Origin of the sequence: Streptomyces sp. N35 (assembly GCF_016464295.1) — a bacterium.
Classification (GTDB): Bacteria; Actinomycetota; Actinomycetes; order Streptomycetales; family Streptomycetaceae; genus Streptomyces.
The window spans coordinates 1-12,267 of the sequence record NZ_JAEIMH010000023.1; the positions used below are offsets into that span (position 1 = coordinate 1).

Sequence of the window (12,267 nt, forward strand, 5' to 3'; positions counted from 1 at the left end):
ACCCGCCCAACCCAAACCTGACCCCACCCAACCCCGAACCCGCTCAGCCCCCGAACCCCACCCACCCTGCGCCGCCCACCCCACACGCCGCCCTGGACTGAACGTTCACACCCAGCCCGTCCGGCGTTTGAGGACGTCTTTCGTCTTTCAGCCCCTGCGGCGTTTGAGCAGATCCGAACGAAGTTCGGATGAAGGGGGCCGGGGCGCAGCCCCGGTTTCGGGAAGGGGCGGGTAGGGGAAATCAGCCCGCCGCAGGCGCCACCCACCCGCACCCCGCAACGAGACCGCAACCAGCTACGACCGCACCCGGGACCGCGCCCCACCATGGCGCACCGCACAAGCCGAAGCAGAAGCGCACCGCACACGCCGCGGCGCACCGCACCGCACGCCGCAGCGCACCGCACAAGCAGCGCACCGCAGAAGCAGAAGCAGAAGCCGAAGCGCACCGCAAAAGCCGAAGCGCCCCAGAAAGCTCAGCCCAGCAGGGCCAGGATCGCCAGGAGGATCGTGCCCGCGACCAGGGGGGCCAGGATCTCGTAGGCCCAGCGGACCTCGACCGGACCCTGCGCGGCCGCCTCACGACCGTGCCGCTCCGCAAGCTCGCGGAGGTCGTCGACCGCCTGGTCGGCCGACGCGCGGGTGGAGCGGTCCGGTGTGTCGAGCGTCGAGGTGCGGCCGCTCGGATCCGCCGCCGCGGCGCGGGCCTGACGCCGGTTGGCCGACTTGCGGGCGCGCAGCGACACCGGGATGGCCCACAGCTGGTACTTCTCGGCACCGGAAAGGACCTCGCACGAATACGCGGCCTTGACGTCGTCCACCGACGCCCACGGAAGGACGATCGTGCGGAACGGATTGCGGATCTTGAGCCGCTGATTGTTCGCGTACACCGCCGGCCGCACCGTGTAGGCCACCACCAGCGGCGCCAGCGCGATCAGCGCGGCCAGGGCCCGCCACGGCGTCATCCCGCTGCCGCGCAGCAGCGCGTCCCCGGCGAGCCACCCGCCCAGACCGAGCAGCAGGACACCGCCGGCGATCCCGGCGCCGGAACGGAACACGCGGTCCGGCGTCGCGGGCTCGGCCGATGCGCGGTTCTCCGCCGGCTCGGGGCGGGGGGTCTCGGACTCGTCGGGGGAGCTCATGGTGTCGATTCTGCCCCAGCGTTCCGGAGCCCGTCCCAGGGGCGGAGCCCACCTCGGCGGTCACGTCCGTCACATCCGTATCGCCTAGGGATGGTCCACCGGCACCAAGAGGAATGATCCACCGGCCCCAAAGGGTGCGAACGGTACGTAACGCCGAAGCGCAAGCTCTGCGGAGCCGAGGACTTCACAAGCCGCTACGCGCGTAGATATGCTCCCCTCGTGACCATGCCCCCAGTCCCCAAGTCAGACAAGCCGGCCAAGGCCGAGAAGGCCGCCAAGGTCGACAAGGCCGACAAGAAGGTGAAGTCCGTGAAGACGGAGAGTGCCGCGACCCCGGCCGAGTCCCCCTTCGCCGATGTGACCGCCTCCGACGCCACCCTGCGCCGCTTCCTCCACGGCCTGCCGGGCGTGGACACGGTCGGGCTCGAGGCGCGCGCCGCCGCGCTCGGCACGCGGTCGATCAAGACGACGGCCAAGGCGTACGCCATCGACCTGGCCATCTCGATGATCGATCTGACCACCCTCGAGGGTGCGGATACCGCGGGCAAGGTCCGCGCGCTCGGCGCGAAGGCCGTCCACCCCGACCCGACGGACCGCGGCACGCCGACGACCGCCGCGGTCTGCGTGTATCCGGACATGGTGGCCACCGCCAAGGCCGCCGTCGCCGGGTCCGGTGTGAAGGTCGCCTCCGTCGCCACCGCCTTCCCGGCCGGCCGCGCCGCCCTCGGCGTGAAGCTCGCCGACACCAGGGACGCGGTCGCCGCGGGCGCCGACGAGATCGACATGGTGATCGACCGCGGCGCGTTCCTCTCGGGCGACTACATGAAGGTCTACGAAGAGATCCGCGCCGTGAAGGAAGCGGCCGGACCGGCCCGCCTCAAGGTGATCTTCGAGACCGGTGAGCTGTCGACGTACGACAACATCCGTCGCGCCTCCTGGATCGGCATGATCGCGGGGGCTGATTTCATCAAGACCTCGACCGGCAAGGTGGGCGTCAACGCCACCCCCGCCAACACCCTCCTGATGCTGGAGGCCGTCCGCGACTTCCGTGCGCAGACCGGGGTGCAGATCGGGGTGAAGCCCGCGGGCGGTATCCGCAGCACCAAGGACGCGATCAAGTTCCTCGTGCTCGTCAACGAGACCGCCGGACCCGACTGGCTGGACAACCACTGGTTCCGCTTCGGCGCCTCCAGCCTCCTCAACGACCTCCTGATGCAGCGTCAGAAGCTGGCCACCGGACGCTACTCCGGCCCCGACTACGTGACGGTGGACTGATCCCCCATGACTTCCCGTAAGCCCCACCCTTTCGAGTACGCACCCGCGCCCGAGTCACGCGCGGTCGTGGACATCGCCCCGTCCTACGGCCTGTTCATCGACGGTGAGTTCACCGAGGCCGCCGACGGCAAGGTCTTCAAGACCGTCTCGCCGAGCACCGAGGAGGTCCTCTCCGAGGTCGCCCGGGCCGGCGAGGCGGATGTCGAGCGTGCCGTGAAGGCCGCCCGCAAGGCCTTCGACAAGTGGTCCGCGCTGCCCGGCGCGGAGCGCGGCAAGTACCTGTTCCGTATCGCCCGGATCATCCAGGAGCGCAGCCGCGAGCTGGCCGTCCTGGAGACCCTCGACAACGGAAAGCCGATCAAGGAGACGCGCGACGCGGATCTGCCGCTCGTCGCCGCGCACTTCTTCTACTACGCGGGCTGGGCCGACAAGCTCGACCACGCGGGCTACGGCCCCGACCCCAAGCCGCTCGGTGTCGCCGGCCAGGTCATCCCCTGGAACTTCCCGCTGCTCATGCTCGCGTGGAAGATCGCCCCGGCGCTCGCGACCGGCAACACGGTCGTCCTGAAGCCGGCGGAGACCACCCCGCTCTCCGCGCTCTTCTTCGCGGACATCTGCCGCCAGGCCGGTCTCCCCAAGGGCGTCGTCAACATCCTTCCCGGATACGGCGACGCGGGTGCGGCCCTCACCGCGCACCCCGACGTCGACAAGGTCGCTTTCACGGGTTCGACCGCCGTCGGCAAGCAGATCGCCCGGACCCTCGCGGGCACCGACAAGAAGCTCACCCTCGAGCTCGGCGGCAAGGGCGCCAACATCGTCTTCGACGACGCCCCCATCGACCAGGCCGTCGAGGGCATCGTCGGCGGCATCTTCTTCAACCAGGGCCAGGTCTGCTGCGCGGGCTCGCGCCTGCTCGTCCAGGAGTCGATCCAGGACGAGCTGCTCGACTCCCTGAAGCGGCGCCTGTCCACCCTGCGCCTGGGCGACCCGCTCGACAAGAACACCGACATCGGTGCGATCAACTCGGCCGAGCAGCTGTCCCGTATCACCGCACTGGTCGAGACGGGCGAGGCGGAGGGCGCCGAGCGCTGGAGCGCGCCCTGCGAACTGCCCTCCACCGGCTACTGGTTCGCGCCCACGCTGTTCACCGGCGTCACCCAGGCGCACACCGTCGCCCGCGACGAGATCTTCGGCCCGGTGCTCTCGGTCCTCACCTTCCGTACGCCGGACGAGGCCGTCGCCAAGGCCAACAACACCCCGTACGGGCTCTCGGCCGGTATCTGGACCGAGAAGGGCTCACGCATCCTCGCCGTCGCGAACAAGCTGCGCGCGGGTGTGATCTGGTCCAACACGTTCAACAAGTTCGACCCGACCTCGCCGTTCGGCGGCTACAAGGAGTCGGGCTTCGGCCGCGAAGGCGGCCGGCACGGTCTGGAGGCCTACCTCGATGTCTGATGCGACGCGACTCAGTGTCTTCAAGACCTACAAGCTGTACGTGGGCGGGAAGTTCCCTCGTTCCGAGAGCGGCCGGGTGTACGAAGTGAACACAGCGACATCAGCCGCTACCGCGGCGGGAAAGGGCAACTGGCTGGCCAACGCCCCGCTCTCGTCCCGCAAGGACGCCCGGGACGCGGTGGTCGCCGCGCGCAAGGCGTTCGGCGGCTGGGCAGGTGCCACGGCGTATCTGCGCGGGCAGATCCTGTACCGCGTCGCGGAGATGCTGGAAGGCCGCCGCGACCAGTTCGTACGGGAGGTCCAGGACGCCGAGGGCCTGTCGAAGGCCAAGGCGGGCGCGGTCGTGGACGCCGCGATCGACCGCTGGGTCTGGTACGCGGGCTGGACCGACAAGATCGCCCAGATCGTGGGCGGCGGGAACCCGGTCGCGGGCCCGTTCTTCAACCTGTCCTCGCCCGAGCCGACCGGTGTCGTGACGATCGTCGCGCCGCAGGAGTCGAGCTTCCTCGGCCTGGTGTCGGTGCTCGCCCCGGTGATCGCCACGGGTAACACTGCCGTGGTCATCGCGTCCGAGGACCGTCCGCTGCCGGCCCTGAGCCTCGCCGAGGTGCTCGCCACCTCCGACGTCCCGGGCGGTGTGGTCAACATCCTCTCCGGCAGGACCGCGGAGATCGCCACCCCGCTCGCCGCGCACCAGGACGTCAACGCGATCGATCTCGCGGGCGCGGACGAGCAGCTGGCCAAGGAGCTCGAGGTCGCTGCGGCGGACAACCTCAAACGCGTTCTCCGTCCACAGGCTGTGGATTGGGCCGCGGACCCGGGCACCTCGCGCCTGACGCCTTTCCTGGAGACCAAGACGGTCTGGCACCCGACGGGGTCGCTGGGCTCGGGCGGGTCCTCCTACTGATCGCCGTAAACGTGTGGGGCCCCTGGGTGGCGGACCACAGGGGGCCCCCGCATGTGCGGGGGGGGGGGGGGGGGCGCCGGCACACAAGGAGCATGTACCCGCTGCAGTACGCGGACCCGAGCACCGCCGCCGCCACCACCAGGGCGGCACGGGTCCACTTCAGGCCCGCCACATACAGGGCGAGCGGCACCAGCAGCGGGAAGCCCGGCAGCAGGAAGCGGGCGCGCGGGAAGTACACGCCGCCCGAGCCGAGCACGATCACGAGCAGTACGCCGCTGAAGACGAGCAGGGGCAGCGGCTGGCGCCGGCGCAGACAGAGGCCGAAGAGCACCGCGCAGGCCGCCATCACCAGCGTGACCATGACGAGGTAGAGCTCGGGGTCCGAGTCGTAGAAGAGCAGCTGGCGCACGATGCGCAGCGTCTCCACGCCGCCGTCGAGCTCGTTGTGCCACAGCTTCTGGACCGCGAAGTACCCGTCCCAGCGGCCCAGGCGCAGGCCCACCCAGCCGACGTACAGGAGCCAGCCGAGCGGGGCGAGCAGGGCGCCCGCGAGCGCGCGCCCCCGGAATCCGTGCCGCAGCGAGAGCAGCGCCGTGAGGGAGACGGCGGCGGCCAGCGCCACCCCGGTCGGCCGGGTGAGGCCCGACAGGGCCGCGAGCGATCCGGCCCACAGCCAGTCGCCGCGCAGGACGGCGTAGAGCGACCAGGCGACGAAGGCCGTGAACAGCGACTCGGTGTACCCCATCCACTGCACGGCGGCGACGGGGAACGCACCCCACAGCACCGTGAGCAGCACCCCCACCCGCCGCCCGTACAGCCGGTCGCCCACCGCGAAGACACCCCAGGCCGCGACGAAGGAGAAGGCGACGGCGAGCAGCAGCCCGACGGTGGCGCGGCTGCCCGGCGTGAACGCGGCGATCGCCTTGACCAGGACCGGGTAGAGCGGGAAGAACGCCAGGTTGTTGGTGTCATACGTCGTGCCGAGCTCGCGCGCGTAACCCCGGTCGGCGATCCCCAGATACCAGTTGGCGTCCCAGTCGGAGGCGACGGTCTGCCACACCCCGACGCCCTCCGCGTGGGCCCAGGCCCACAGGACGGCGAGCCCGGTCAGGCGGACGGCCGCGTAGGCGGCGAGCGCGGGCGCCGCGTACCGCAGGGCGTTCACCGCGGCGCGCGTCGGACGCGGTACGTCGGGGTGGCGGCGGGAAGCCGGCAGCAGTCCCTCGGTCAGGGTGCTGCGGTTCGGTGCCTGGGTGGTCGCTGACACGGGCTGCGGCTCCTGGACTCGGGGGTGCGCTTCCGGTCAGCCCTTCCTCGGCCGGGTGGCCAGCGGGGGGTCGGTTGGGTCAACTGCCGTGCAGGAATCACCCTTCAGACGTACGAAAGGGCGGGCTGCCCACGCGGCAGCCCACCCCTGCGTCACCTCAGTCCTCGACCCTCAGGTCAGGGCTTCCACCCTCAGATCCCGGCCTCGATCCTCAGATCCGGGCCTCGACCCTCAGGTCCCGGCCTCGCCCCTCAGATCCCGGCCGCGACCGCCAGGTCCCGCTTCAGACCGGCGATCAGCTCCTTGGCCTTCGCACGGGCCGCGGGCACACCGTCCACATCGCCCTCGACCGGGACGACGACCTCCAGGTAGCACTTGAGCTTGGGCTCGGTGCCGCTCGGCCGCACGATGACCCGCGCACCGTCCAGGGTGTACCGCAGACCGTCCGTCGGCGGCAGCGTCTCGGTGCCCTCGTTCAGGTCCTCACGCCGTACGACCTCGAGTCCGGCCAGCACCGTCGGCGGCTGCTCACGCAGCCTGCGCATCGCGTCCGCGATCACCGACAGGTCCTCGACCCGCACGGACAGCTGGTCGGTCGCGTGCAGACCGTGCTCGACGGCGAGCTCGTCGAGCAGATCGAGCAGCGTGCGGCCCCCCGCGGCGGCGCCGCTATTCGGCTCAGCCTTGAGCTCGGAGGCCAGTTCGGCGATGAGCAGCGCGGCCGTGATGCCGTCCTTGTCGCGTACGCCTTCGGGGTCGACGCAGTAGCCGAGCGCCTCCTCGTATCCGAAGCGCAGGCCCTCCACGCGGGCGATCCACTTGAACCCGGTGAGGGTCTCCTCGTAGCCGAGGCCCGCCTTCTCGGCGATCCGTCCGAGCAGCGACGAGGAGACGATCGACTCGGCGAAGACCCCGCTCACTCCGCGCCGGACGAGATGCGCGGCGAGCAGCGAACCGACCTCGTCACCGTGCAGCATCCGCCACTTCGCGCCGTCGTGGACGGCGACGGCGCAGCGGTCGGCGTCGGGGTCGTTGGCGATGATCAGGTCCGGCCGTTCGCGCTCCGCCGCGGCGAACGCGAGGTCCATCGCGCCCGGCTCCTCCGGGTTCGGGAACGCGACGGTCGGGAAGTCCGGGTCGGGCTCGGCCTGTTCGGCCACGACGGCCGGGGCGGGGAAACCGGCGCGCGCGAAGGCGGCGAGGAGGGTCTCCTTGCCGACGCCGTGCATGGGCGTGTAAACGGTCCGCGCGCCGCGCGGGGAGCCGGGCTTCAGGACGGCGTCCGTACGCGCCAGATACGCCTCCACGACCTCGTCACCGAGGGTTTCCCAGCCGCTCTCGGGGCGGGGGACGTCCGCGAGCGCCGCGACGGCGGCGATCTCGGCGGCGATCTCCGCGTCGGCCGGCGGCACGATCTGCGAGCCGTCGCCGAGGTACACCTTGTAGCCGTTGTCCCGCGGCGGGTTGTGGCTGGCCGTCACCTCGACGCCGGCGACCGCGCCCAGATGCCTTATGGCGAAGGCGAGGACGGGGGTCGGCAGCGGCTTCGGCAGTACGGCGGCCCTGAGGCCCGCGCCCGTCATCACGGCGGCCGTGTCGCGCGCGAAGTCGGCCGACTTGTGGCGGGCGTCGAACCCGATCACGACGAGGCCGTCCGTCTGCCCCTTGGCCTTGAGGTACGCGGCGAGGCCGGCGGCGGCGCGGATGACGACGCTCCGGTTCATCCGCATCGGCCCCGCACCGAGCTCACCGCGCAGGCCCGCGGTGCCGAACTGCAGCGTCCCGGCGAACCGTTCGGCCAGCGCGTCGACGTCGTCGGCCTCGATGAGCTTGGCCAGCTCCTCACGGGTCTCCGGATCAGGATCCTCGGCGAGCCAGGCCTGTGCGCGAGCGATGAGTTCTTCCGACACGTGGATTGCCTTTCGGGTACTGCCGGGGGTCCGGAGAACGGATCCCCGAGGGGCCTTTCGGGACTTCCGGGTTTTACGGGGTGGGGCGCGGCCTTGCGGAACTGCTGGGTCTTGCGTGGGTGGGCGGGGCCGGGGACCCGTGGCCCAGGGGGCGGAGCCCCCGGAGGGAGGAGTGAGGGGCGTCAGCCCCTCGGCAACCTTCCCCCGCGGACGCGGGCTACCGGGCGCGCCGCACGGCATGGGCCCCCGGAGCGAGTGCCCCTCAGATGCGGTCGAGCACCTGCGTGAGGAGCTGTCCCATCCGCGTCGCCGAGTCGCGGCCCGCCTGGAGGACCTCTTCGTGGTTCAGGGGCTCGCCCGTCATGCCCGCCGCGAGGTTGGTGACCAGGGAGATGCCGAGCACCTCGGCCCCCGCCTCACGCGCCGCGATCGCTTCGAGCACGGTCGACATGCCGACCAGATCCGCACCGATCGTCCGGGCCATCCGGATCTCGGCGGGCGTCTCGTAGTGCGGGCCGGGGAACTGCGCGTACACGCCCTCCTCCAGCGTCGGGTCGACCTCCTTGCACAGCGCGCGGAGCCGCGGCGAGTACAGGTCGGTCAGATCGACGAAGTTCGCGCCGACGATCGGCGAGGTCGCCGTGAGGTTCAGGTGGTCGCTGATGAGGACCGGCTGGCCCGGACGCATGCCGTCCCGCAGGCCGCCGCAGCCGTTCGTCAGCACGACGGTCTTGCAGCCCGCGGCGACGGCGGTGCGCACACCGTGCGCCACGGAGGCGACGCCGCGGCCCTCGTAGTAGTGGGTCCGTCCGAGGAAGACCAGGGCGCGCTTGTCCCCGATCTTGTACGAGCGGATCTTGCCGCCGTGGCCCTCGACGGCCGGCGGCGGGAAGCCGGGCAGCTCGGTCACGGCGAACTCGGCCTCGGGGGCACCGAGCGCGTCCACGGCGGGAGCCCACCCGGAGCCCATCACGAGGGCGACGTCATGGGCAGCGGCCCCGGTCAGCTCGCGCAGCTTGGTGGCGGCGGCGTCGGCGGCGGCGTAGGGGTCGGTGGGGGGCGTATTCGAAGCGTTCACGCGCAAGAGGGTATCCGCTCCGGGCCTACGCGCGTAGACATGTGGCGCACGAGTGTGGCGGTGGGGGGTTGTGGGTTCCGCCAAGGGGTGTGCTCGGGCGCTGGTGAGCGGGGGTGCGGGTGCCTGCGGTGCGGGTTGGATCGGGGGTGGGTCAGCAGGGCCGTTTGCGCAGCTCCATCACGTAATCGTGCGGCGCCCCCGCCGACTCGGCCGCATCCGCCAGTTCGCCCAGGTAGCGCGCCGAGGGCAGGCCGCCCTCGTACCCGTTGAGGACGTACACCCAGGCCGGCATCTCGCCCTCGAGGGTCTGCACCCGTACGCGCATCCGCCGGTAGATGTCGAGCCCCACGCCTTCCCAGCGGTCCAGGGAGTCCTCGTCCATCGGCGCGATGTCGTACAGCGTGACGAACACCTGCGAGCGCGGTGCCTCGACGACCGTGGCCAGGGCGCCCTCCCACCCCATGTGCTCCCCGCCGAACGTCAGGCGCCACCCGTTCAGCCACCCGGTGGCGCGCAGCGGCGAGTACGGGGCGCGGCGGGACATGAGCCGCGGGTCGAGATTGCCGGCGTACGCGGCGTAGAGCGACATGGGACCGAGGGTACGGCAGTGCTTCGACGTGGGCGTGCGGACTGGTGAGGCCGGGTATCGACCCGTGCGGCGGCCCCGGGGGCGTAACCCCTTGAGTCGTGCGGGACAATGGAGTACGTGACTCGGATCGTGATCATCGGTGGCGGACCCGGCGGATATGAAGCGGCCCTCGTGGCGGCTCAACTCGGCGCGGAGGTGACCGTCGTCGACTGCGACGGTCTGGGCGGGGCGTCGGTGCTCACCGACTGCGTACCGTCGAAGACTCTGATCGCGACGGCCGAGGTGATGACCACCTTCGACTCGTCGTACGAAGAACTCGGCATCATCGTCGAGGACGACACCCCGGACCCGGATTCCCCGGCCCGCGTGGTCGGCGTGGACCTGGGCAAGGTCAACCGACGGGTCAAGCGCCTCGCGCTCGCCCAGTCGCACGACATCACCGCCTCCGTCACGCGCGCCGGCGCCAAGGTGATGCGCGGCCGCGGCCGGCTCGCCGGCCAGGCGGGCATCGACGGCAGCCGGGACGTCATCGTCACCGCCGCCGACGGCACCGAGACCCTGCTCACCGCCGACGCCATCCTGATCGCCACCGGCGGCCACCCGCGCGAGCTGCCCGACGCCAAGCCGGACGGCGAGCGCATCCTCAACTGGACCCAGGTCTACGACCTCGACGAGCTCCCCGAGGAGCTCATCGTGGTCGGTTCCGGTGTCACGGGCGCCGAGTTCGCGGGCGCCTACCAGGCCCTCGGCTCCAAGGTCACCCTCGTGTCGAGCCGCGACCGCGTGCTGCCCGGCGAGGACCCGGACGCCGCCGCCGTGCTCGAGGACGTCATGCGCCGCCGCGGCATGAACGTCATGGCCCGCTCGCGCGCCGAGTCCGCCAAGCGCGTCGGCGACCGCGTCGAGGTCACGCTCTCCGACGGCCGGGTCATCTCCGGTACGCACTGTCTGATGGCCGTCGGCGCGATCCCCAACACCGCGGGCATGGGCCTGGAGGAGGCCGGCGTCCGGCTGAAGGACTCCGGTCACATCTGGACCGACAAGGTGTCGAGGACGTCCGCTTCCGGTGTCTATGCCGCCGGTGACGTGACCGGCATCTTCGCGCTCGCGTCGGTCGCGGCCATGCAGGGCCGGATCGCGATGTACCACTTCCTGGGCGACGCGGTGACGCCGCTGAACCTCAAGACCGTCTCGTCGAACGTGTTCACCGACCCCGAGATCGCCACGGTCGGCTACTCGCAGGCCGACGTGGACGGCGGCAAGATCGACGCCCGCAGTGTCAAGCTGCCGCTCCTTCGCAACCCGCGCGCCAAGATGCAGGGCATCCGCGACGGCTTCGTCAAGATCTTCTGCCGCCCCGGTACGGGCATCGTGGTCGGCGGAGTGGTCGTCTCGCCGCGCGCTTCGGAACTGATCCACCCCATCTCGATCGCGGTCGACAACAACCTGACGGTGGAACAGATCGCGAAGGCGTTCACGGTCTACCCCTCCTTGTCGGGCTCGATCGCCGAGGTCGCCCGTCAGCTGCACACCCGCAAGGCGACCGGCGAAGGCTGAGCCGGCCGCACGGCAGGGACTGTTGTCGCAGGTGAGGCAGGAACTAACCGTTCGTTACGCAGAGTTGGGGCCCAGTCGCCTGGCATAGGCCAGAGGTCTGGGCCCCTATACCACTCCGAGTGTCTCCATACGCTCATCTTCTGTAATTCGGCGCAAAGTGCTGAAAGCAGACGGACGTTGGGGTTACTGTCAGTTTCGTGTTCGCTGCAGAACGTCGCCAATTGATCCTCGAAATGGTGCGCGCCAACGGGGCCGTTTCGCTCCGTGAGCTCGCCCGCGTCGTCCAGACCTCCGAAGTGACCGTACGGCGGGACGTGCGGGCACTGGAGGCAGAAGGACTCCTGGACCGCCGCCACGGCGGTGCGGTCCTCCCCGGCGGATTCACCCGTGAATCCGGATTCCCTCAGAAGTCGCACCTCGCGACCGCCGAGAAGACGGCGATCGCCGACCTCGCCGCGGGACTCGTCGAAGAGGGCGAAGCGATCGTGGTCGGTGCGGGTACGACCACACAGGAGCTGGCCCGCCGGCTCGCCCGCGTGCCCGGTCTCACCGTCGTCACCAACTCCCTCCTGGTGGCGCAGGCGCTGGCCCATGCCAACCGCGTCGAAGTGGTGATGACCGGCGGTACGCTCCGCGGCTCGAACTACGCCCTGGTGGGCAGTGGTGCCGAGCAGTCGCTGCAAGGACTGCGCGTCTCCCGCGCGTTCCTGTCGGGCAGCGGTCTGACCGCCGAGCGCGGGCTCTCGACGTCCAACATGCTCTCGGCGTCCGTGGACCGGGCTCTCGTCCAGGCCGCGGCGGAGGTCGTGGTCCTCGCGGACCACACCAAGCTGGGCACCGACACCATGTTCCAGACGGTGCCGACGGATGTCATCACCCGCCTGGTCACGGACGAGCCCCCGGCTCATGACGAGCGCGCCGCCACCGAGCTCCAGGCCCTGGCCGACCAGGGCGTCCAGGTCGCGGTCGCCGGTGCCTCGGGCCCGTCCCAGGGTGCCGATCCCGTCCCGGCGGGGCGTCAGGCCCGCCGGGGCGGGCCCCCTCCCGGGCGGCGGCGCGGGGGGGCGGGCGGGCCGGGCCCCCTGCGCCC

Annotated in this window: 9 protein-coding genes; 5 read left to right on the forward strand and 4 right to left on the reverse strand. The window is 71.1% G+C overall.

The genetic code is table 11. The features are described from left to right. Positions 1–473 precede the first annotated feature (473 nt). Entirely contained in the window at positions 474–1,139 is a 666-nt protein-coding gene (locus JAO81_RS14855; RefSeq protein WP_199548323.1) for a PH domain-containing protein, read from the reverse strand. A gap of 225 nt (positions 1,140–1,364) precedes the next feature. Here JAO81_RS14855 and deoC point away from each other — a divergent pair, with 225 nt between their 5' ends. The 3 genes from deoC to JAO81_RS14870 are packed head-to-tail and all read left to right on the forward strand — an operon-like array spanning position 1,365 to position 4,776. Continuing rightward, a complete protein-coding gene (gene deoC, locus JAO81_RS14860) occupies positions 1,365–2,414 on the forward strand; it encodes a deoxyribose-phosphate aldolase (RefSeq protein ID WP_233415389.1) in 1,050 nt (349 codons plus the stop codon). A gap of 6 nt (positions 2,415–2,420) precedes the next feature. Then, positions 2,421–3,869 (forward strand): aldehyde dehydrogenase family protein, encoded by a 1,449-nt coding sequence (locus tag JAO81_RS14865; RefSeq protein ID WP_199548324.1) that lies wholly within the window; start codon positions 2,421–2,423, stop codon positions 3,867–3,869. Next, positions 3,862–4,776 carry an aldehyde dehydrogenase family protein gene (locus JAO81_RS14870; RefSeq protein ID WP_199548325.1) on the forward strand — a complete coding sequence of 305 codons (915 nt, stop codon included), beginning with the start codon at positions 3,862–3,864 and terminating at the stop codon, positions 4,774–4,776. Before JAO81_RS14865 ends, JAO81_RS14870 begins: the two co-directional genes overlap by 8 nt. Before the next feature lie 1,518 nt (positions 4,777–6,294). Here JAO81_RS14870 and JAO81_RS14880 read toward each other — a convergent pair. From JAO81_RS14880 to JAO81_RS14890, 3 genes are all read right to left on the reverse strand, one after another. After that, the gene (locus JAO81_RS14880) at positions 6,295–7,953 is read right to left on the reverse strand and encodes a phospho-sugar mutase (protein WP_199548326.1); all 1,659 of its coding nucleotides are present in this window, start codon (positions 7,951–7,953) and stop codon (positions 6,295–6,297) included. Positions 7,954–8,215: 262 nt separating this feature from the next. Continuing rightward, entirely contained in the window at positions 8,216–9,031 is an 816-nt protein-coding gene (locus JAO81_RS14885; RefSeq protein ID WP_165336565.1) for a purine-nucleoside phosphorylase, read from the reverse strand. Positions 9,032–9,182: 151 nt separating this feature from the next. After that, positions 9,183–9,620, reverse strand: coding sequence for a gamma-glutamylcyclotransferase (locus JAO81_RS14890; RefSeq protein WP_199548327.1), 438 nt, complete (start codon positions 9,618–9,620; stop codon positions 9,183–9,185). A gap of 108 nt (positions 9,621–9,728) precedes the next feature. On the opposite strand from JAO81_RS14890, the gene JAO81_RS14895 reads away from it, so the two are divergent. Both JAO81_RS14895 and JAO81_RS14900 read left to right on the forward strand, forming a co-directional pair. Beyond that, entirely contained in the window at positions 9,729–11,177 is a 1,449-nt protein-coding gene (locus JAO81_RS14895) for an NAD(P)H-quinone dehydrogenase (RefSeq protein ID WP_199548328.1), read from the forward strand. A 233-nt stretch (positions 11,178–11,410) separates the two neighbouring features. Then, positions 11,411–12,267 (forward strand): DeoR/GlpR family DNA-binding transcription regulator (locus tag JAO81_RS14900; protein WP_233415390.1); only part of this gene is annotated, 857 nt, incomplete at its 3' end.

Coding starts and splice junctions, on each gene's coding strand:
- JAO81_RS14855 (WP_199548323.1), bottom strand. CDS start 1,139: ATGAGCTCCCCCGACGAGTCCGAGACCCCCCGCCCCGAGCCGGCGGAG.
- deoC (WP_233415389.1), top strand. CDS start 1,365: ATGCCCCCAGTCCCCAAGTCAGACAAGCCGGCCAAGGCCGAGAAGGCC.
- JAO81_RS14865 (WP_199548324.1), top strand. CDS start 2,421: ATGACTTCCCGTAAGCCCCACCCTTTCGAGTACGCACCCGCGCCCGAG.
- JAO81_RS14870 (WP_199548325.1), top strand. CDS start 3,862: ATGTCTGATGCGACGCGACTCAGTGTCTTCAAGACCTACAAGCTGTAC.
- JAO81_RS14890 (WP_199548327.1), bottom strand. CDS start 9,620: ATGTCGCTCTACGCCGCGTACGCCGGCAATCTCGACCCGCGGCTCATG.
- JAO81_RS14895 (WP_199548328.1), top strand. CDS start 9,729: ATGGAGTACGTGACTCGGATCGTGATCATCGGTGGCGGACCCGGCGGA.